At 50.7% G+C, this 21,852-nt stretch carries 18 protein-coding genes; 11 read left to right on the top strand and 7 right to left on the bottom strand.

Annotated elements, in window-relative coordinates:
• Window positions 1-130 precede the first annotated feature (130 nt).
• The 4 genes from ykgO to LOZ86_RS15475 all read right to left on the bottom strand — a co-directional run bounded on the left by ykgO (window position 131) and on the right by LOZ86_RS15475 (window position 5,077).
• On the bottom strand, window positions 131-274 hold the full coding sequence (gene ykgO, locus LOZ86_RS15490; protein ID WP_072012464.1) for a type B 50S ribosomal protein L36: 144 nt from the start codon (window positions 272-274) through the stop codon (window positions 131-133).
• Between the two features lie 17 nt (window positions 275-291).
• Entirely contained in the window at window positions 292-540 is a 249-nt protein-coding gene (locus LOZ86_RS15485; protein ID WP_015839361.1) for a type B 50S ribosomal protein L31, read from the bottom strand.
• Between the two features lie 186 nt (window positions 541-726).
• A complete protein-coding gene (locus LOZ86_RS15480) occupies window positions 727-3,855 on the bottom strand; it encodes an efflux RND transporter permease subunit (protein ID WP_039487869.1) in 3,129 nt (1,042 codons plus the stop codon).
• 28 nt (window positions 3,856-3,883) lie between these two features.
• Entirely contained in the window at window positions 3,884-5,077 is a 1,194-nt protein-coding gene (locus LOZ86_RS15475) for an efflux RND transporter periplasmic adaptor subunit (RefSeq protein ID WP_039487870.1), read from the bottom strand.
• Window positions 5,078-5,242: 165 nt separating this feature from the next.
• On the opposite strand from LOZ86_RS15475, the gene acrR reads away from it, so the two are divergent.
• The gene (gene acrR, locus LOZ86_RS15470) at window positions 5,243-5,884 is read left to right on the top strand and encodes a multidrug efflux transporter transcriptional repressor AcrR (protein WP_039487872.1); all 642 of its coding nucleotides are present in this window, start codon (window positions 5,243-5,245) and stop codon (window positions 5,882-5,884) included.
• 56 nt (window positions 5,885-5,940) lie between these two features.
• Here the strand turns inward: acrR and rsmS are convergent, their stop codons facing one another.
• Both rsmS and priC read right to left on the bottom strand, forming a co-directional pair.
• Window positions 5,941-6,111, bottom strand: coding sequence for a pleiotropic regulatory protein RsmS (rsmS, locus tag LOZ86_RS15465; protein ID WP_072012465.1), 171 nt, complete (start codon window positions 6,109-6,111; stop codon window positions 5,941-5,943).
• A 37-nt stretch (window positions 6,112-6,148) separates the two neighbouring features.
• A complete protein-coding gene (gene priC, locus LOZ86_RS15460; protein WP_039487874.1) occupies window positions 6,149-6,685 on the bottom strand; it encodes a primosomal replication protein PriC in 537 nt (178 codons plus the stop codon).
• A 189-nt stretch (window positions 6,686-6,874) separates the two neighbouring features.
• On the opposite strand from priC, the gene LOZ86_RS15455 reads away from it, so the two are divergent.
• The 8 genes from LOZ86_RS15455 (at window position 6,875) to hemH (ending at window position 15,313) form a co-directional block, all read left to right on the top strand.
• Window positions 6,875-7,270, top strand: coding sequence for a DUF454 family protein (locus LOZ86_RS15455; protein WP_039487876.1), 396 nt, complete (start codon window positions 6,875-6,877; stop codon window positions 7,268-7,270).
• A gap of 215 nt (window positions 7,271-7,485) precedes the next feature.
• A complete protein-coding gene (gene apt, locus LOZ86_RS15450) occupies window positions 7,486-8,040 on the top strand; it encodes an adenine phosphoribosyltransferase (protein ID WP_039487878.1) in 555 nt (184 codons plus the stop codon).
• Between the two features lie 74 nt (window positions 8,041-8,114).
• The gene (gene dnaX, locus LOZ86_RS15445) at window positions 8,115-10,181 is read left to right on the top strand and encodes a DNA polymerase III subunit gamma/tau (protein WP_039487880.1); all 2,067 of its coding nucleotides are present in this window, start codon (window positions 8,115-8,117) and stop codon (window positions 10,179-10,181) included.
• Between the two features lie 40 nt (window positions 10,182-10,221).
• Window positions 10,222-10,551, top strand: a complete 330-nt coding sequence (locus LOZ86_RS15440; RefSeq protein WP_005976112.1) for a YbaB/EbfC family nucleoid-associated protein — start codon at window positions 10,222-10,224, stop codon at window positions 10,549-10,551.
• Window positions 10,551-11,156, top strand: a complete 606-nt coding sequence (recR, locus tag LOZ86_RS15435; protein WP_230242269.1) for a recombination mediator RecR — start codon at window positions 10,551-10,553, stop codon at window positions 11,154-11,156. The genes LOZ86_RS15440 and recR overlap by 1 nt, the downstream gene beginning before the upstream one ends.
• A 180-nt stretch (window positions 11,157-11,336) precedes the next feature.
• On the top strand, window positions 11,337-13,220 hold the full coding sequence (gene htpG / locus LOZ86_RS15430) for a molecular chaperone HtpG (RefSeq protein ID WP_181892560.1): 1,884 nt from the start codon (window positions 11,337-11,339) through the stop codon (window positions 13,218-13,220).
• A gap of 263 nt (window positions 13,221-13,483) precedes the next feature.
• Window positions 13,484-14,128 carry an adenylate kinase gene (gene adk / locus LOZ86_RS15425; RefSeq protein WP_039487885.1) on the top strand — a complete coding sequence of 215 codons (645 nt, stop codon included), beginning with the start codon at window positions 13,484-13,486 and terminating at the stop codon, window positions 14,126-14,128.
• 222 nt (window positions 14,129-14,350) lie between these two features.
• Window positions 14,351-15,313 (top strand): ferrochelatase, encoded by a 963-nt coding sequence (gene hemH, locus LOZ86_RS15420; RefSeq protein WP_039487886.1) that lies wholly within the window; start codon window positions 14,351-14,353, stop codon window positions 15,311-15,313.
• Between the two features lie 111 nt (window positions 15,314-15,424).
• Here hemH and ybaL read toward each other — a convergent pair whose 3' ends face one another.
• On the bottom strand, window positions 15,425-17,110 hold the full coding sequence (gene ybaL, locus LOZ86_RS15415; RefSeq protein WP_039487888.1) for a YbaL family putative K(+) efflux transporter: 1,686 nt from the start codon (window positions 17,108-17,110) through the stop codon (window positions 15,425-15,427).
• A 668-nt stretch (window positions 17,111-17,778) separates the two neighbouring features.
• Here ybaL and ushA point away from each other — a divergent pair.
• Together ushA and LOZ86_RS15405 are read left to right on the top strand one after the other, a co-directional pair.
• Window positions 17,779-19,428, top strand: a complete 1,650-nt coding sequence (ushA, locus tag LOZ86_RS15410; RefSeq protein ID WP_039487890.1) for a bifunctional UDP-sugar hydrolase/5'-nucleotidase UshA — start codon at window positions 17,779-17,781, stop codon at window positions 19,426-19,428.
• Window positions 19,429-19,671: 243 nt separating this feature from the next.
• A complete protein-coding gene (locus tag LOZ86_RS15405; protein WP_039487892.1) occupies window positions 19,672-21,690 on the top strand; it encodes a discoidin domain-containing protein in 2,019 nt (672 codons plus the stop codon).
• Window positions 21,691-21,852 lie beyond the last annotated feature (162 nt).

Here is a 21,852-nt window from a genome sequence, read left to right as displayed (position 1 = left end):
AGATTACTTAACGGATAAGAGGTATTGGTATGCGTTATCTTATTGTTTCAGCAGTTTTTTCATGCGAATCATCCCGTACAGTCTTGTTAGCGTCATAACACTGACTGTATCGGGATGGGCGCGAGAAAGATTAACCTTTTTTCTTTTTCCCGCCTTGCACGGCCTTAAAGCGTGGATTGGATTTGCATATAACGTAAATGCGCCCGCGACGGCGGACCACAATACAATCTTTATGACGATTCTTTGCTGAACGTAGCGAACTAAGCACCTGCATTTAATAGCCCTCTCTGATTACTTGAAGAAGTTCCCAAAACGCTGCTGGAAGCGCGCTGTGCTGCCTTCTTTGGAATATTCTTTTTGCTTCCCGGTATAATAGGGATGCGATGCCGAAGAAACGTCAATGGTGACGTAAGGGTAACTGGTACCCTCAAGCTCAATGGTTCGATCGGTTTTAATGGTTGACCCAGTCCTGTAATAGACATCTGCGCTGGTATCATGAAATACCACTGTGCGATAGTCAGGATGAATACCCGCTTTCATAGTTGCCTCTGGTTGTTATGTTATAACATATCCATTATGTTGCGCTTTTTTAGCATCAGGATCAACTATTATGTTTCGGTAGACGTCAGCATTCTCTAAGCCACTCTAGAGACGACGAAGCTGGGCAGGGGCGTAAAAAAGGCCGCTAGGCGGCCTTTTAGGGGAGACATCGATGGATGTTCGGTCTTAGTGCGCTGTTGTGTCGTCGACTTTCTTGCCGAAGCGACGGCGGACAACAACAAAGAACACAGGAACGAAGAAGATAGCCAGCACGGTTGCGGTAATCATCCCGCCCATTACGCCAGTACCAACGGCGTTCTGTGCACCGGAACCGGCACCACTGCTGATTACCAGCGGCATAACACCGAGGATAAAGGCAAGTGATGTCATCAGGATTGGACGTAAACGCATACGAACGGCATCAAGCGTTGCTTCAATCAGTCCTTTTCCTTCTTTATCCATCAGATCTTTAGCAAATTCGACAATCAATATGGCGTTCTTCGCCGATAGCCCTATGGTTGTCAGCAGGCCCACCTTAAAGTAAACGTCGTTTTCAAGACCTGTCATATTCGCCGCAATCAACGCACCGATAATCCCCAATGGAACCACCAGCATGACGGAGAACGGGATTGACCAGCTCTCATAAAGCGCCGCCAGACACAGGAACACAACAATCAGTGAAATGGCATAGATTGCCGGTGCCTGGTTGCCTGATAACCGCTCTTGATAGGACATACCCGTCCATTCGTAGCCAATACCCTGCGGCAATTGGGTGACGAACTCTTCCATTAGTGCCATGGCCTCACCGGTACTCTTACCTGGCGCGGCTTCACCTTGGATCTGCATGGATGGTTGGCCGTTATAACGTTCCAGACGCGGTGAACCATATTCCCAGTGGCTCTGCGTGAATGCAGAGAATGGCACCATTTGTCCGTTGCTACCGCGGATGTACCAGTTTTTGATGTCATCCGGCAACATACGGAAAGGCGCATCGGCCTGAACGTAAACTTTCTTCACGCGACCGCGATCGATAAAGTCATTTACATAAGAACCACCCAGCGTGGTTGCCAATGTTGAACTGATATCCGACAGTGACACACCAAGCGCTTGTGCTTTTTCCTGATCGATATCGAGACGGAACTGCGGTGTATCTTCCATCCCGTTAGGACGAACTTGCACCAGCGTATCAGGACGTTGTGCCGCCATGCCCAGCAGTTGGTTACGTGCTTCCGTCAGTTTCGCGTGCCCAAGGTTAGCCTGGTCAATCAACTGGAAGTCGAAACCTGTTGCGGTACCCAGTTCGATAATCGCAGGAAGGTTGACTGCGAAAACCATCGCTTCTTTATACTGGCTAAAGGCTGCGTTTGCTCGGCCTGCAATCGCCAGAACTTTATTTTCTTTGCCGCTTCGTTCACTCCAGTCACTCAGGCTGGCGAAAGCCAGACCGGCATTCTGCCCACGACCAGAGAACCCGAAGCCCGTCACGGTAAACACAGACTTGACGTTACCTTTCTCATTGTCGAGATAGTATTGCGTCATTCTGTCCATGATTTTCTGCGTATTTTCCTGCGTCGCACCGGAAGGCAACTGAACAATATTCAGGAGAACCCCTTGGTCTTCGTCTGGCAGGAAGGACGCGGGCAAACGTAAGAACAACACTGCCAGACCCACAACAATCAGCAGATAGATGACCAGATAACGACCCGTGCTGCGCAGGATGTTTGCCACGCTATCGGTGTAGTGATGGGTACTTTTCTCGAACAGTCTGTTGAACCAGCCGAAGAAGCCTTTCTTCTCACCGTGATCGCCTTTGGCAATCGGTTTTAACAGCGTTGCACAAAGAGCAGGTGTCAAAATCAATGCGACCAGAACCGACAGCACCATTGCAGAAACGATAGTGATGGAGAACTGGCGGTAGATTGCCCCTGTCGAACCACCGGTAAACGCCATTGGGACGAATACCGCGGACAGGACCAGTGCAATACCGACCAACGCACCTTGGATCTGCTCCATGGAGCGTTTTGTCGCTTCTTTAGGCGGCAGACCTTCTTCCGCCATGACACGTTCCACGTTTTCCACGACGACGATGGCGTCATCCACCAGAAGCCCGATGGCGAGAACCATCGCGAACATCGTCAAGGTGTTAATGGAATAACCAAACGCGGAGAGGATAGCAAATGTCCCCAGCAACACGACCGGTACCGCGATGGTTGGGATCAGCGTGGCACGGAAGTTCTGCAAGAACAGATACATAACCAGGAATACCAGTACGATGGCTTCTACCAGTGTTTTCACTACTTCGTTGATCGAGATCTTAACGAAGGGCGTTGTATCATACGGGTAAACCACTTTCATGCCAGAAGGGAAGAACTCTTCCAGTTTTGTTAGTGAGTTTTTTACGGCAGTTGCGGTATCCAGCGCATTCGCGCCTGTCGCCAGCTTGATACCGATACCAGCAGCGGGCTGACCATTGTAACGTGCAATCGTGTCATAGCTTTCTGCGCCCAATTCAACGCGGGCAACGTCTTTAAGACGAACCTGAGAGCCGTCAGCGTTAACCTTCAGCAGGATTTTAGAAAACTCTTCTGCTGAGTTCAGTCGAGTTTGAGCAATGATTGAGGCGTTCAACTGTTGGCCGGGAACGGGTGGTGCTCCCCCCAGTTGTCCTGCTGCGATCTGGTTGTTTTGGACTCTGATTGCTGCAGTGACATCACCTGAAGTTAACTGATAGTTGTTCAGTTTGTTTGGATCCAGCCAGATACGCATCGCATACTGAGCACCAAACAGCTGTGCGTCACCTACGCCGGATGTACGGCTGATAGGATCTTTAACGTTAGCAGCCACGTAGTCAGCGATATCTTCCTGCGACATTTTACCGTCTTCACTAATGAAGGCGGCAACCATGAGGAAGCTGCTACTTGATTTCTGAACGTTAACCCCTTGCTGCTGTACTTCCTGCGGCAGCAGCGGCATGGCCAGTTGCAGTTTGTTCTGCACCTGAACCTGCGCGATGTCCGCGTCCGTACCTGCGTCAAAGGTCAGCGTAATCTGCACTGTACCTGAAGAGTCACTGCTTGATGACATGTACATCAGGTTATCGATACCGTTCATATTCTGTTCGATAACCTGCGTCACGGAATCTTGCAGCGTTGATGCATCGGCCCCTGGATAATTTGCTGTTACTTCAATCGCAGGTGGTGCGATCGTTGGATACTGGGCAATAGGTAATTTAACAATTGCCAGCAACCCCGTCAGCATCACCATGATGGCGAGCACCCATGCAAAAATGGGTCGATCTATAAAAAACTTAGCCATGAATTATACCGGCTCCTGTTAGAACGTCTTAAGACTTCGCGGGTTCTGCTGACGCTTGCGGCGTCTGCTGATTTTCTGAAGCGACTTCTTTAGTTTTCACCTGCGCACCGGGTCTGATTTTTTGCAGACCAGTGACGATAACGCGATCGCCCGCTTTCAAGCCTTCGGTAACTAACCATTTGTCACCAACTGCCTTACTCGTTTTAAGCGTGCGGGGTTCTACTTTATCGCCTTCCCCAACCACCATCGCCGTGGCCTGACCACGTGGATCGCGGGTAACACCTTGCTGAGGAACTAACAAGGCTGTTGGGTTCACGCCGGAATCGAGGCGAGCGCGTACAAACATTCCGGGAAGGAGGTTATGCTGTGGGTTCGGGAAAATAGCGCGCAGTGTGATGGAACCGGTGGTTTCGTCTACCGTGACATCAGAGAATTCTAATGTACCTGCCTCAGTATATTCAGTACCGTTTTCCAACAGCAGGCGGGCATTGGCTTTGCCTTCACTTTGTTTCAGCGTGCCGTTTTCCAGCTCTTTCTTCAGTTGCAGGAAATCGTTGCTGGACTGCGTGACGTCAACATAGATCGGATCAAGTTGCTGCACGGTTGTTAATGCCGTTGCCTGTCCTGTTGCCACCAATGCGCCTTCCGTTACCGTAGATTTACCTACACGGCCTTCGATTGGCGAATTGACTTTGGTGTAAGCCAGATTGATTTGTGCTGTGTCCACTGCCGCTTTGGCAGCCTGAACCGCAGCATCAGCCTGACGGGATGTAGCGACGGCCTGATCGTAATCCTGCTTGCTGACGTAGTTGGTGCCCAGCAATGGCTTATAGCGATTAACGGTCAAGCGGGCAATTTCTGCCTGAGCCTGAGCCTGAGCGAGTGAACCTTTGGCGCTGTTGTAGCTTGCCTGATATGTCGCAGGATCGATCTGATACAGCGATGCACCAGCTTTGACGTCAGATCCTTCAACGAAGTTGCGTTTGAGAATAATCCCGCCAACCTGTGGGCGAACCTCAGCAATGCGGTAAGCACTTGTACGGCCCGGCAGTTCGGTCATGACATTCAGTGCTTCCGTTTTCAACGTAACAATACCCACTTCAGGCATCTGCTGCTGTGCGCCGCCTTGCTGATTATTGCCGCTATCACATCCTGCGAGCATTAAGCCGCCGGAAAGCATCAGAACTGCCGCCAGAGGCGTTAGCCCTCTGTTTTTGTTCATAGATAAACCTCAAGTGTCCGATTTGAAATTGACCAATGGATCACAAGCTCAAAAACCCATTGCTGCTATAGTCTTATGTTCGTGCTATGTTACATACATACTTGAATGTATGTAAATCTCGCTTTCCTTCAAATACAGCGATATGGCACGAAAAACCAAATTATCATGGCACGAAAAACCAAAAAACAGGCTCAGGAAACTCGGCAACAGCTACTGGATACTGCGTTAAGAGTGTTCTCTGAGCATGGTGTGTCTGCAACTTCATTGTCTGACATTGCGACTGCTGCTGGTGTGACTCGCGGTGCTATTTATTGGCATTTTAAGAACAAAGCCGAAATCTTTGATGAGATCTGGGCGTTAGCAGAGTCAAAGATCAGTGAGTTTGAAATAGAGTATCAGACAAAATTTCCTGATAATCCACTCCGCGTGATGCGTGAATTATTGATTTATATGCTGCGTTTAACCGTTAATGATACGCATTGGCGATCCATTATGGAGATCGTTTTTCACAAATGTGAGTTTGTCGGTGAAATGTTGCAATCGTACAATGCGCGCAAAGAGCTTTATCTCTCCTGTTATGTCGATATTGAAGATAATCTGATTGAGTGCATCCGTCTGGGAATGTTGCCGACAGATATTCATCCTCGTCGTGCGGCGATTGCGCTGCGTGCCTATTTTTCTGGCGTGATGGAGAACTGGCTATTTATGCCGGAAAGTTTCGATCTCGATCAGGAAGCCCCATCGCTGGTAGATGCCTTTATCGATATGTTGCATTTTAGCCCGGCGCTCCGTAAATCCGCCGAGTAAGCGATTGATCGACGGCGCTAACATCTGTTGCCTTTACGTGCTGAGTTATTTTTGCTTTAGGCAGAGGATTTAGTGTCACCTTCTTCTTGTGAGATCTTCTTTTCAAAATCGGTGCGTACAATCTCCAATGCTGCCAGCGCGATACGTGGTTCGATCTGGTTTTCTTCCAGCAGCATAATCAAATCGACCGCCAGCTTGACGTCGGGTGGGGCGTTTTCAAGTGACATGAAGCGGTTCCTCTTTTTTCTCGGCGAAGCCGCCGCGCTATAGTCCTTGCTCTCGGCGTTCTATCTGACGCTCCAAGCGCGATAGCGCCTGGCGGCAGCGTGATAGCCTTCCTTCCAGCGCTGCCAGCTCTTTTTGTAATCGCTGTTGCTCGCTGAAGAGCGTCTGCGTGGTAAGCAAGCTTTCTCTATCCTGAATCATGGAAAGCAAACGACGTTCATAATCCTGATGCTCCGCCAGCTTGTGATACACATCTTCTGGTTGTGGGGCTGCATTTTGCTCCTGCCTGCGTAATGATTGCGTCGCCAGTTCACGCTGCAATGCGGCTATCTGGCTGACCAATTTTTCAGCCAGAAACGCCACGCGATCGGTGCGCTGCTCTGCGACTAATTGTTTTATCACGTGCAGGTTTTGTTCAACTTCGGCGCGATAGTCACGTAGCCGGGTACCGTAACTGCTAAAAAGCTGACGATCAAAGCGCGATTGCGGCACGGCTTTATCCGCCAGCGGTTCAAGCTCTTTCGCCAGCGTATTAATTTGTTGTTCAAGCGCCTGCAGCAATCGATGCGTGTTCACTTTTATCCCTTACGGTAAGGCTGATGATTCAGCGAGTCGGTGCTTGGTAGATCGACACTGTGAGTCTACGTCGCCTTAATACACGGTATGAGGATATCTTAACTAATTCATCGGGCAAGGTGGTGATAAAGTGTGATGACATTGTCGTAGACAACACATAGTTGTAGTGGATAAAGCATAAAGGTGAATATGTATCGCGTGTTGCTGATGATATTGGGGTGGGTTTCCGTTGTGCTGGCAACGCTGGGCGTCGTGTTACCTTTATTACCGACAACGCCTTTCTTGCTACTGGCCGCCTGGTGTTTTGCCCGCTCGTCCCCGCGTTTCCATGACTGGTTACTGTACCGTTCTTGGTTTGGCAGCTATCTGCGCCATTGGCAGCAACATCGGGCGTTGCCGCCGGGTGCAAAATGGAAGGCTGTCACCATGATTCTGTTAACGTTCGCGCTTTCGCTCTGGCTGGTTAAGCTCGTTTGGGTCAGGATTTTGCTGTTGGTCATTTTGGCTATTTTGCTGACCTTCATGCTTCGTTTACCCGTGATTGATCCAGAACAACAAACGCAGAGCGCGAATCCGAAAAGATAGTGTAAGCGGTGGCCTCTGTGACGGACAGACAAAAAATACACACCCAGAGTGCGGGTGGTTGCATTTATCCGTCACTTTGACTAGATTTGACCGTTTTCGTGCACGGGTCGCCATTTTTCCTCTTTGTCATAATGCCTATTCATCGCATCATGCGATGATGAAAGCCTTGTGGCGACCGGCATTGGTATGTTCAGAACGTTTTATCAGGCACAACTATGACGACCGTAACAGCGCAGCAGGCAGAATTAATTAAAAACAGTATCAAAAGCATCCCCGATTATCCTAAGCTGGGCATACTGTTCCGTGATGTCACCAGCCTGCTGGAAGATCCTGTGGCCTATGCGGCCAGTATTGAGATGCTGGCAAACCGTTACCGCAACACCGGTGTGACGAAAGTTGTCGGGACGGAAGCGCGTGGTTTCCTGTTTGGTGCCCCAGTTGCGTTGGCGCTGGGTGTGGGTTTTGTTCCCGTGCGTAAACCGGGCAAGCTTCCACGTCCGACTATCAGTGAAAGCTATGAACTGGAATACGGTTCAGATACGCTGGAAATTCATGCAGATGCGATCTCCGCGGGCGATAATGTGCTGGTGATCGACGATCTGCTGGCAACCGGCGGTACGCTCGAAGCGACGGTGAAATTGATCCGTCGTCTGGGTGGTTCGGTCAATGATGCCGCTTTTATCATCAATTTGTTCGATCTGGGTGGCGAGCAACGCCTGACCGAGATGGGTGTAACCTGCTATAGCCTGGTTGACTTCCCCGGACATTAATCATAACAGTCTCGCCGATAGCGGCGTGGCTGTGTTAGCATGATCGCCTCAATAACTCGACTGTTGCGGTATTGATGAGCTATCAGGTTCTTGCCCGTAAGTGGCGTCCCCAAACCTTTACCCATGTTGTCGGTCAGGAGCATGTCCTGACCGCGTTAGCTAACGGCCTTTCCCTAGGCAGAATTCATCACGCGTATTTGTTTTCTGGCACCCGCGGTGTCGGGAAAACGTCGATTGCCCGTTTGCTGGCAAAAGGGCTGAATTGCGAACAGGGCGTGACGGCAACGCCTTGTGGTCAGTGTGATAACTGCCGCGAAATCGAACAGGGCCGTTTTGTCGATTTGATCGAAATCGATGCCGCGTCTCGCACTAAAGTCGAAGACACGCGCGATCTGCTGGATAATGTGCAGTACGCCCCCGCTCGTGGGCGATTCAAGGTGTACCTGATCGACGAAGTGCACATGCTATCGCGCCACAGCTTTAATGCGCTGCTGAAAACGCTGGAAGAACCGCCTCCGCATGTTAAATTCCTGCTGGCGACCACTGATCCGCAAAAACTGCCTGTGACCATTCTGTCGCGCTGCCTGCAATTTCACCTCAAAGCGCTGGATGTCGAACAGATTCGTGCGCATCTGGAACAGGTATTACAGGCAGAAAATCTCGTCAGTGAGCCGCGTGCGCTACAGCTTCTGGCTCGTGCTGCTGATGGGAGCTTGCGTGATGCGCTGAGTCTGACCGATCAGGCTATTGCTATGGGGCAAGGGCAGGTGACGACGGATTCCGTCAGCCACATGCTGGGCACGCTGGACGATGAGCAACCGCTAGCACTTATTGAAGCGCTGGCGAAAGGCGATGGTGCACAGGTCATGTCGCTGCTAGATCAGGTCGCGGCACGGGGTGTGGATTGGGAATCACTGTTGGTAGAAACCCAGACGTTGTTGCACCGTATTGCGATGGTCCAACTTCTGCCTGCTGCGCTGGGTGATGATTACGCTGCGGTTGAAGCCCGTATGCGAGATTTAGCGCGTGCGTTGCCGCCAGCGGACGTGCAGCTTTATTACCAGACGATGCTGATTGGCCGCAAAGAACTGCCTTTTGCGCCAGATCGTCGGATGGGCGTTGAAATGACGCTACTGCGAGCGCTAGCGTTTCACCCCAGCCAGATAATTGCTGAACCTGTGAAACCCGCGAGTGTCGCGCCAACTCAGGCTGCGCCTTCCATCCAGCCTCTAGTGCAGCAGCCGGTTGCTACCGTATCGGCACCGCTTCGTGCGCCGACGCCGCAAAACGCGGCGTTTCATGAAGACGTACCACCGTCATCTTACGCTCCTGAAACGCCGATGGATGCCTCTGCGTATGCGCCGCCGTTAGGGGATGTGCCTGCTTCTGCGGGGGCTGAGGAACCGCATGGCGAGAGCGAACTGCCTGATGCAACGTCTCAGCTGTTGCAGGCTCGCAGTCAGCTCCTGCGAAAACAGGGGAGTACGCCACCAAAAAAGGCTGATCCGGCAGCGTCTGACAACACGCGGCCGGCAACCTCAGCGCTGGAGCGATTGGCTTCCGTGACTGAGCGCAGCATTCAACGGCAAAACGCGAAAACTTCTTCCTCTGAGCCCAAAAAGCCGGAAGCGTATCGTTGGCGGGCGCAGAATAAAGTTGAAGAAGAGAAGGTTGACGTCGCGACGCCAAAAGCGCTGCGTTCGGCATTAGAGCACGAAAAAACGCCGGAACTGGCGGCACGGCTAGCGGAAGAGTCACTGGAGCGCGATGCATGGGCGGCGGAAATCCATCGCCTGACGTTGCCAAAGCTGGTACAACAATTGGCACTCAATGCGTTTAAAGAGAGTGAAGAGGCAGGCAAAATTCATCTACATTTGCGTTCCTCCCAGCGACATCTCAATTCGCCTGCGGCGCAAAAGACGTTGGCAGATGCATTGACGGCTCACTATGGGCATCCTGTAGAATTACTGATTACTGAAGATGACAACCCAGCGGTGCGAACGCCGCTGGAGTGGCGTCAGGCTATCTATGAAGAGAAATTGGCGCAGGCGCGTCAGTCGATTCTAGCCGATACAACGATTCAAACGCTGCGGCGTTTCTTTGATGCGGAACTGGACGAAGAAAGTATCCGCCCTGTTTAACCGCTGCGAGTGCGCAGCCCGACGTGATAGAGAGAAAACTATGTTTGGTAAAGGTGGAATTGGCAACCTGATGAAGCAAGCCCAGCAGATGCAGGAAAAAATGCAGCAGATGCAGGAAGAAGTGGCGAATCTGGAAGTCACGGGCGAATCGGGTGCAGGTCTGGTGAAAATCACGATCAACGGTGCGCATAACTGCCGCCGTGTTGAGATCGATCCAAGCCTGATGGAAGACGACAAAGAGATGCTGGAAGACCTGATCGCTGCGGCGTTCAACGATGCCGCTCGTCGTATTGCTGAAACGCAGAAAGAGAAAATGGCGTCGGTTTCCAGCGGTATGCAACTGCCGCCGGGCTTCAAGATGCCGTTCTGATGCAGACCAGTCCGCTTCTTGAATCATTGATGGAAGCGCTGCGCTGCCTGCCGGGCGTTGGGCCCAAGTCGGCGCAGCGCATGGCGTTTCAGCTACTGCAACGTAACCGCAGTGGCGGTATGCGTCTGGCGCAGGCGTTGACGCGGGCGATGTCCGAAATCGGTCACTGTAGCGATTGCCGGACATTTACCGAGCAGGACGTTTGTGCGATTTGCTCGAACCCGCGCCGCCAGCAAAACGGGCAGATTTGCGTGGTAGAAAGTCCCGCTGATATTCATGCCATTGAACAGACGGGGCAGTTTGCGGGTCGTTACATCGTTCTGATGGGGCATTTGTCACCGTTGGATGGCATTGGCCCAGACGATATCGGTTTGGGGCGGTTGGAAGAACGTCTGCAAGTGGAATCGATGAGCGAAGTGATTCTGGCTACCAACCCGACGGTAGAGGGTGATGCCACCGCGAATTATATCGCTGAACTGTGCGCACAACACGGTGTGATGGCCAGCCGCATTGCACACGGTGTTCCCGTTGGCGGTGAGCTGGAAATGGTCGATGGCACCACGCTTTCCCATTCACTCGCGGGTCGTCAGCCTTTCCGGTTTTAATCTGTCGGCTGCCAGCATCATTATCTGGCAGCCACAGTCTTGTTTTCTTCTTTCATCTCACCGTTTTCTTTTTTCGCTGAAATTTACCCCTTGAAATCACCTTGGTTTATCCCCACTTGCTACTTATCGTCAGTTTAATCAGCCTGAATAATATTAGGATTGAGGTAAGCAACAATGAGCATGAAAGGCCAAGAAACTCGCGGGTTCCAGTCCGAAGTTAAGCAACTCCTGCATTTGATGATCCATTCACTCTATTCCAACAAAGAAATCTTTCTGCGTGAATTGATCTCCAACTCCTCCGATGCGGCAGATAAATTACGTTTTCGTGCGCTGTCCGCACCAGAACTGTATGCGGGTGATGGCGACCTGCGCGTGCGCGTGTCTACGGATAAAGAAAAACGCACCCTGACGATTTCTGACAACGGTATCGGCATGAGCCGTGACGAAGTCATTGATAATCTCGGTACGATTGCGAAATCTGGCACCAAGGCTTTTCTGGAATCTATGGGTTCCGATCAGGTTAAAGATAGCCAACTGATTGGTCAGTTCGGTGTCGGTTTTTATTCAGCCTTTATCGTGGCGGATAAAGTGACTGTACGCACCCGTGCTGCAGGTGCAAATGCCGATCAGGGTGTATATTGGGAATCAGCCGGTGAAGGTGATTACACCATCGCTGACATCACCAAAGACGATCGCGGTACGGAAATCACCTTGCATCTGCGTGAAGGTGAAGACGAATTCCTGGATGATTGGCGTGTGCGTTCCGTCATCAGCAAATATTCCGACCATATTGCGCTGCCGGTAGAAATTGAATCTCGGACGGAAAGCGAAGAAGAAGGCGGTGAATCCACCGTTAGCTGGGAAAAAATTAATAAGGCACAGGCTCTGTGGACGCGCAGTAAGTCTGAAGTCAGCGATGAAGAGTACAACGAGTTTTATAAACACATCTCCCATGACTTTACCGATCCGCTGAGCTGGAGCCATAACCGTGTAGAAGGTAAGCAGGAATACACCAGCCTGCTCTACATTCCCGCCCATGCACCGTGGGATATGTGGAACCGCGATCATAAACACGGCCTGAAATTGTACGTTCAGCGCGTCTTTATTATGGATGACGCCGAGCAGTTCATGCCGAACTACCTGCGTTTTGTTCGTGGCCTGATTGATTCTAACGATCTGCCGTTGAACGTTTCCCGTGAGATTTTGCAGGACAGCCGTGTGACGCAGAACCTGCGTAATGCGCTGACTAAACGCGTGTTGCAAATGCTGGATAAACTGGCGAAAGACGACGCAGAAAAATACCAGACGTTCTGGCAACAGTTTGGTCTGGTGCTGAAAGAAGGCCCAGCGGAAGATGGCAGCAACCGCGAAGCGATCGCGAAACTGCTGCGCTTTGCTACCACGCAATCCGACAGCTCCGCACAGACGATATCGCTGGAAGATTACGTTAGCCGGATGGTGGAAGGTCAGGACAAGATCTACTACATCACCGCAGACAGCTATGCGGCGGCGAAGAGCAGTCCGCATCTGGAGCTGTTCCGTAAGAAAGGTATCGAGGTATTGCTGTTGTCCGAACGTATTGACGAATGGATGATGAGCTACCTGACCGAATTTGACGGTAAATCCTTCCAGTCGGTCAGCAAAGCGGACGATACGCTGGATAAACTGGCTGACGAAGAAAACGATGCGCAGAAAGAAGCACAGAAAGCGCTGGAGCCGTTTGTTGAGCGTGTGAAAACGCTGCTGGGCGAGCGCGTTAAAGATGTGCGTTTCACCTACCGTTTGACCGATACGCCTGCGATTGTCGTAACGGATGCGGACGAGATGAGCACGCAGATGGCGAAACTGTTCGCTGCGGCAGGCCAGCAAGCACCGGAAGTGAAGTACATTTTTGAACTGAACCCGGAACACGCGTTAATTAAACGCGCAGCGGATGTTTCTGATGACGCTGAGTTTGGCGAGTGGGTCGAACTGCTGCTGGATCAGGCTCTGCTGGCTGAACGCGGTACGCTGGACGATCCGAACCTGTTCATCCGCCGTATGAATCAGCTGTTAAGTGCCTGATATTGATGTCCTCTAGACCCCGGTGCCAACCGGGGTCTTCCCCCCGATTTTACGTTTCCATCCGTTATTGGGCGTTTCTTCGTCTACACTGAATGGCAACATTGGGCGGACGGCAAACCGTATTTTTAGGTATCTTGCTTTTTTTCATCTGCCTGCGCGTTGCTGAAGCGAGCCCGTTCCTTGAGCATAAGCGTCTGGAATGGTATGGTTTAGCGTTTTTCAAATTTATTTTATAAATATTACATAGCAAGGGGATTTACGCGATGCGTATTATTCTGCTGGGCGCTCCGGGCGCAGGCAAAGGTACTCAGGCTCAATTCATCATGGAGAAATACGGTATTCCGCAGATTTCCACGGGTGACATGCTGCGTGCAGCGGTAAAAGCGGGTACTGAATTGGGCAAGCAGGCTAAAGAAATCATGGACGCAGGTAAACTGGTCACTGATGAACTGGTCATTGCTCTGGTTAAAGAGCGCATCGCCCAGGAGGATTGCCGTAACGGTTTTCTGCTGGATGGCTTCCCACGCACCATTCCACAAGCTGATGCGATGAAAGATGCAGGCATCAATGTGGATTACGTCATCGAATTTGCAGTTCCTGACGAACTGATCATCGATCGTATCATTGGCCGTCGCGTTCATGCGGCGTCCGGTCGTGTCTATCATGTAAAATTCAATCCGCCTAAAGTTGAAGGCAAAGACGACGTGACAGGCGAAGAGCTGAGCATTCGTAAGGACGATCAGGAAGATACCGTTCGCAAGCGTCTGGTTGAGTATCATCAGCAGACTGCACCACTGGTTTCTTACTATCAGAAAGAAGCTGATGCAGGTAATACGCGCTATTTCAAAGTGGAAGGTACGCGTAAAGTGGAAGAAGTTCGCGCAGAGCTGGAAACCATTCTGGGCTAATTTTTCTAAGCGAATCATACTCCGCTATCTGAATGCCAGACGATCGTCTGGCATTTTTTCGTTCTGAGATCCTCATTGGCTTTGTTTCCTCTATTGATAGCATCGGCGTTATCCCTGCTATCTACCCGTATTTGTTTAGCTTTTTTTCGCTACAATAGGAATCTGATGTTACGCACTGGTGGGCTGAGAGAAAGCCTGCTTCTCCATAAAAGGAAGACGGCGATGAAACAAGAGAAATACGGCGTGCTGATGGTGAACTTAGGGACACCCGATGCCCCGACGTCGCAGGCGGTGAGCCGTTATCTGGCAGAGTTTCTAAGTGACCGGCGCGTAGTGGATACGCCGCGCCTGCTATGGTGGCCGCTGCTGCGCGGTATCATCCTACCAACCCGCTCACCGCGAGTGGCGAAGCTCTATCAGTCGGTCTGGATGGAAGAGGGATCGCCGCTGTTGGTGATTAGCCGCCGACAGCAGCAGGCACTGGCTGCACGCATGCCGGAAACGCCCGTGGAGCTGGGAATGAGCTATGGCACACCAAGCCTACGTTCAGCGTTGGATAAGCTACTGGCGCAGGGTGTCACGCAACTGGTGGTATTGCCGATGTATCCGCAATATTCCTGCTCAACGACCGCGGCCGTGTGGGATGGATTAGCGGCACAGCTGCGTGATAATCGTCAGTTGCCTGCGATTCGCTTTATCCGTGATTACGCCGAACATCCTGCTTATATTGCGGCGTTGAAGCACCGTGTCGAGCAGTCTTTTGCTGAACACGGCGAACCCGACAGATTAGTGATCTCCTATCACGGCATCCCCGAGCGGTATGCCAATGAAGGGGATGACTATCCACAACGCTGTCGTGCGACCACAGAGGCACTGATTGCCGCGCTGGGGCTGCAGGAAGGCAAAATAATGATGACCTTCCAGTCGCGTTTTGGCCGTGAACCCTGGCTGACACCATATACGGATGAAACCATACAGGGACTACCCGCGCAGGGAATCAAACATATTCAGATTATGTGCCCCGGTTTTTCCGCTGACTGTCTGGAAACGTTGGAGGAGATTCAGGAACAGAACCGTGAAATCTTCCTGCATGCAGGCGGAGAGGCATTCCACTATATTCCTGCACTCAATGACGATCCGCTGCACATTGATCTGCTGGAACAGCTAGTGAGTAAAGCCGAGTAGGGAACGACGGTTTTTTGTCTGGCGACGTTTTCAGGCATATCGATATCGCACAGCGTAAAAAAAATGGCGGGCCAAATAGGCCCGCCATTTTTGTCTCTAACGTGTAGCCATTTAGATAGGGCACGCCTGAGGTGCTGGTGGAATGTCATCCAGCTTCAACAGTGTGATCATGCTATTGGCGATTTCCCGCTCACCCATTACCACCTCGTTGGCACCGTGTTCGGTAATGTAGCTGACTTCATCGTCATAGTGCGCACGAGCGATAATCTCCAGATCGGCACGCTTCTCACGAGCCGCCGCGACGATTTCTCCCGCCTCATAGCCGTTCGGAATCGTCAGTAATAACCAACGGGCGCAGTCCAGACGCGCAATATCCATGATTTCAGGCTTGGTGGCGTTACCCAATACGGCTTTAATTCCCTGCTCACGCAGTGCGTCGACGCGTGTACGCGAATTCTCAATCACGACCACGGGAATCCCAGCCTGATGTAGCTTGGCACCAATCAGGCTACCAACGCGACCATAGCCGACCAGCAGCGCGTGGTTGCACATATCGACAGGAATTTGTTTCTCTTCCTCAATCGCTTCTTCTACGATCTGCTCTTCTATTGTTTCGTTCTTCGCCAGATAGCGTTCAAGCAGCGTAAACAGCAGCGGGTTTATCATGATGGAGAGAATGGCACCGGCCAGTACCAAATTCCGCCCTTCTTCGGACAGCAGACCCAGCACAATACCGAGTCCGGCCAAAATAAAGGCAAATTCACCGATCTGCGCCAGACTGGCGGAAATCGTTAATGCTGTACGCTTGGAGTGACCAAAGAGTCGGACCAGCACGAAGGCGGCGGCTGACTTACCGAACACGATAATGGCCAGCGTGATCAGCACGGAAATCGGATCGTTCAGCAGGATCATCGGATCAAACAGCATACCGACGGAAACGAAGAACAGTACTGCGAAGGCATCGCGCAGCGGCAGCGTGTCGTGTGCCGCACGCTGGCTGAGTTCAGATTCGTTCAATACCACGCCAGCGAAGAATGCGCCGAGAGCAAAGGAGACATCAAACAGCTTCACCGCGCCAAAGGCGATACCCAGTGCCATGGCTAACACCGCCAGCGTGAAAAGCTCACGTGAACCGGTGCTGGCGCTTTTTGCCAACACCCACGGTACCAGACGGCGACCAACCACAATCATCAGGGTAATAAACGCAATGACTTTGCCGATGGTCCAGGCTAAATCGGCCAGCAGTTTGCTGGTGTCGGCATGCTCAGCGCCGATCATGTCGCCGAAGGCTGGTAGCAGAACCAGCGTAAGGACCATCGCCAGATCTTCCACAATCAGCCAGCCGATGGCGATTTGACCACGCTGACTATCTATAAGCTGACGTTCTTCCAACGCGCGTAGCAGAACCACGGTACTGGCGGTGGACAGGCAGAGGCCAAAAACCAGGCCGCTCGCCAGGCTCCAACCCAGCATGGAGGATAACCCCATTCCAAGTAGCGTTGCCACGGCAATCTGGGCTATCGCACCGGGAATGGCGATGGACTTTACCGCCATGAGATCTTTCAGCGAGAAGTGCAGGCCAACGCCAAACATCAGCAGGATGACGCCAAGTTCCGCGAGTTCTGATGCCAGTGAGGTATCGGCAACGAAACCGGGTGTAAAAGGACCGACAAGAACGCCTGCGGCAAGGTAACCAACAAGGGGGGAGATACGCAGGCGGTGTGCCAGAATACCAAGGAGGAAGGCAAGAACCAGCCCCCCAGCGATAGTAGAAATTAGCGGTGTTGCAGCATGCATCCCAACTCCTTGTGCCATAGGTGAAACGTAATTGAGCGGATTTACCCTTCTTGCTTTGAAGTTACAGCGTGGTTAGCAGCGCTTACGTACCCTTATGACTTTTATTATGTACCGAAAAGCGTATTGGGATTCGTTCGTTTGCTGTTTGGCTGCAACGCCAATTACTCTGGGTATAGATAAATTCTATTGCATATAGCGAAATGTTGCTTGGATAAAAGTGGTATTTTATGAAAAATATCAGTTTCTCCAGTTAAAGGTAGTCTAACACAGATTTAGGGATGGTTTCTCGCGATAAGCGTTGATAAACATGCGTAATTATTCTGATAGCATGATGTTATTGGCTGTAATGCCCTACGGCTTTCCCGTGTATTCAGCGGAATGGTTTTATCCACTGACGTGAAACCCCAGGAAATAGGGGATAAACGGTGTGTCGTTGGGTTATTCCGATGAAGTATCCATATTAGCAAGAGTTCGTGACGGCGTGGCGACAGTGGCAAGTCAGCGTGATATCACTCTCGCTGCTATACCTAATCTGATTTTGTCGGCTACCGCACATTGCTGACGGACAGCGTGAATGCGCCTCGCGCATTGTTCATCTTGCTGTGCTAGTTTGTGTGGTGAATTTCTCAGTGGTTCCACTGGGTCTTTAAAATAAACGGAGATTTATCATGCGCTTTTCAATAAAAGCTCTGGGATGTGCGATGGCGGTATCGCTCGCGCTAACACCTGTAATGTCAATGGCTTGGGAAAAAGACAAAACATACGCCATCACTATTTTGCATACCAATGACCATCACGGTCACTTCTGGCATAACGATCACGGTGAATATGGATTGGCCGCACAAAAAACGCTGGTCGATCAGATTCGTCAGGAAGTGGCGAGTAAAGGTGGCAGCGTACTGCTGCTTTCCGGTGGTGATATTAATACCGGTGTGCCTGAGTCCGATTTGCAGGATGCAGAACCAGATTTCCGTGGTATGAACATGGTCGGCTATGATGCAATGGCACTTGGCAACCACGAATTCGATAATCCGCTGTCTGTTCTGCGTCAGCAGGAGAAATGGGCGAAATTCCCGCTGTTATCAGCCAATATCTACCAAAAAAGCACCAATCAGCGCTTATTTAAGCCTTATGCCCTGTTCGACAAGCAAGGTGTGAAAATCGCGGTTATCGGCCTGACAACGGACGATACGGCCAAATTAGGCAATCCTGAGTATTTTACCGATATCGAATTCCGTAATCCTTCGACAGAAGCGAAGCAGGTTGTTGAGCAATTGCGGAAGAGCGAAAAGCCGGATGTGATTATTGCCGCGACGCACATGGGACACTATGACGACGGTAATCACGGTTCTAATGCGCCGGGTGATGTGGAAATGGCGCGTAGCCTGCCTGCTGGATATCTGGACATGATTGTCGGTGGCCACTCGCAGGATCCGGTCTGTATGGCGCAGGAAAATAAAAAGCAGGTGGATTATGTGCCGGGCACGCCTTGTGCACCCGATCGTCAGAACGGCACCTGGATTGTTCAGGCACATGAGTGGGGTAAATATGTCGGTCGTGCTGATTTCACATTCCGCAATGGTGAATTGAAACTTGAGCATTACCAGCTGATTCCGATCAACCTGAAGAAAAAGGTAGAGAAAGACGGCAAAACCGAACGTGTCTTCTATACGCATGAAATCACGCAGGATTCTGACGTTATGAAAATGCTGACGCCGTTCCAGGAGAAAGGGCAGGCGCAGCTGGGCATTAAGATCGGTAGCGTGAAAGGCAAGCTGGAAGGCGATCGCAATCAGGTGCGTTTCCGTCAGACCAATCTGGCGCACTTGCTGCTGTCTGCACAGCTTGAGCGTGCTGGGGCTGATTTTGCCATCATGAGCGGCGGTGGTGTACGCGACTCGATCGAATCCGGTGATATCACCTATAAAGATGTACTGAAGGTTCAGCCGTTCGCCAACACGCTGGTTTATGTGGATATGAAAGGCAGCGACGTTGAGAAGTATCTGGCCGTAGCCGCCAATAAAAAGGTGGATTCTGGTGCCTATGCGCAATTCCTTAACGTCAGCTTGACGGCAGACGGGCAGGGTGTGAAGAACGTGAAAATCAAAGGTGAGCCGTTACAGGCAGATAAAGTTTACCGTATGGCAACGCTGAACTTTAATGCGATGGGTGGCGATGGTTATCCGCGTCTTGATAATCTGCCGAGCTATGTGAACACCGGTTTTGTCGACGCTGAAGTGCTGAAGCAGTATATCGAGAAGCATTCTCCGCTGGATGCGGAAGCCTACGCGCCGAAAGGCGAGATTGTTTATAAGTAACAAATTAACAAATAGTGATGGCGGTTTTTGTCTCTTTGCTGATGACATAAACCGCCATTTTTTTGGGTGTTATCCTGAGATAATCATGCCGCATTTAAACTTTTAACTACCAAAAAGCATTAAATCTAATTTGCTGATTTAATTGATTAAATAATCTTATGTTTAGTAAAGTGCTTTAAAATAACCGACCTGCCAAATACACGATACTCCTGATACACCCTAACTAACGGAGTAGTCGGTACTATGAAAAACGTAAATATTGAAATCAACGTCTGTGGCAGCACGGGAAAATCAACATGTGCTGTTAATCCCCCTATTCAAGTTGATTCCCATACTTGCTGCCATTCAGACAATGGCGGTGGTCAGGAGCCCGGTGTTTCTGGCGTTGCCTCCGTATTTGGGCGCACCGGTGTCGTAACCGTACAGCCCGGCGACTATACGGCCGATCAGATCACTGAAACTGCTACCAGAAAATTTGCCACGCCGGATGAAAAAGCAGTCTGGAATGCAAAGCAGGATGCATTAATTTCTGGCACCAACATCCGCACGCTCTTTGATCAATCACTGCTGGGCAGCGGTGATATCTCACTGACGCCAGCGCAAATGGGCGTTGCGGCCGCGGATCACACGCACACCACAGCGGACATCACCGACTACACGCAAAAAACGAAGCAGCTCATCCATTCCTCGCTGGAAGCCGGAGCGGGCGTGACGCTGAGCTATAACCCGGTGAATGAGAAAACCATCATCAGTGCTGCTGGTGGTTCCGGCGGCAATTCTGGCTATATCGCTGCCGATCGTCAGGGCGCAACGGCAGGGCAAAACCATGTGTTCAACATTCGTCCACAAAATACATTTAATCTCGCGGCGTATGCGCTGAAAGAAGAAGCGGGTGCAGCAAATCAGACTTACGTTGTTGATGATTTCGGCGTATCTAGCGAGGACAACTACAGCGTAACTGATGCTGCTATTTTTGATAACACATTGCATCCCTATGTTGGAACGCGATATCACTTAGATCAATCCGGTCGTTTTTATTCGGCGCAAATCAGAGCAGACGGTGAGAGCATTGAACTTGATGCGATTAATGCTGTTAATAAAACGCTAATTCCTGAAATGACGGCAAATAATATGCCAACTGGTTACACTGTTGATGCATCATCCGAGTATTCAGCGCAATATGCGGCATGGACAGCATTCAATGGAACGTTAAATCGATACTGGGCATCCAGCACGGTACCAACAGCGGCTAACCCGCATTGGTTGCGCATTACTATGGTGGCCCCTGTATTAATTGATACATACAGAATCACAAACGAAAATATGCACTCAACGCCACTCAGCCCGAAATCATGGATGTTTCAGGGGAGCAATGACGGTACAACATGGCATACGTTACATACGGTCTCTAATGATACTCGCGATGCGATGGGGGAAGTTCGAGAATATACGTTTGCCAATAACACGCTTTATTCATCTTTCCGTATTTTAATCACAGGGCAAAACGGTGGTGCGCATGTCCAAATTGGCGAGCTTGAAATATTTCGCAGCGATCGCCTGTTGATTAATAGTAGTGATGGCCAGTGGTATTCGGCTAGCAATGGAGTATTAACATCTGTCCCGGCGCCTTCTGTGGCGGCAGACTTTTATGAGACTGGCTTTTTGTCATCTGGTGTAATCCCCGAGTCGTCTTTGTTAGGAATACTGCCGGTAACGATTTTTTCATCTAAGAATATTGATGTAAATGTTCTCTATACACCGCATTCTCAAATTGCAATACAGAAAAGTCTGCCGAGTGTGGCGGTGTGGTCACAGGTTAATTCAGCAACGCTAACCGCAACGCAGACGGGCAAGGGTAAAGTGCGTGTTGCTGTCACACGAGATCTAGTTAACTGGCATGTCTTGCGGAACGGGATGTGGGTTGATGTTGGTACGCTTTCAACTGATACCACTGGTGCAGAAGTACTGATTGCGGACGGTATGACGCCAGCCGAGCTCGGCGGTATTACGGTGGCGCAGTGGACGCAGCTGTTCTCATCCAATAACGGCGTACTGGATTCACTCGTGTTTGCATTTGCACTCGATATCACTGACCCGGTCACCGACGTAGCGACCATTGATCGACTGGTGCTGAATGTCAACGATGCCTCAAGCTGGAAAGTGCAGTCACCTTCGGAAGTGGAAATCCGCTGGCGCACGGACAGCGTGACATTCCGTACTTCGACGGCAGGTAATTACAAACTGGCGTATCAGGTTCCATAATTCTTCTCCCGATGACCTATTTCAATAGCCGCGTATATCGCGGCTTTTTTCTAAATTTTACAGAACATGAAACAGTAAGTTATTAAATCGATTTAAAATAATTTTTATAAAAAATAAATAATACTCCCTATGCATGAATGGTGAAGAGAGGGCTCTAGGAGT

This window comes from Pectobacterium parvum, from assembly GCF_020971565.1.
Classification (GTDB): Bacteria; Pseudomonadota; Gammaproteobacteria; order Enterobacterales; family Enterobacteriaceae; genus Pectobacterium; species Pectobacterium polare.
This window is presented reverse-complemented; position numbering and strand designations above follow the sequence as displayed.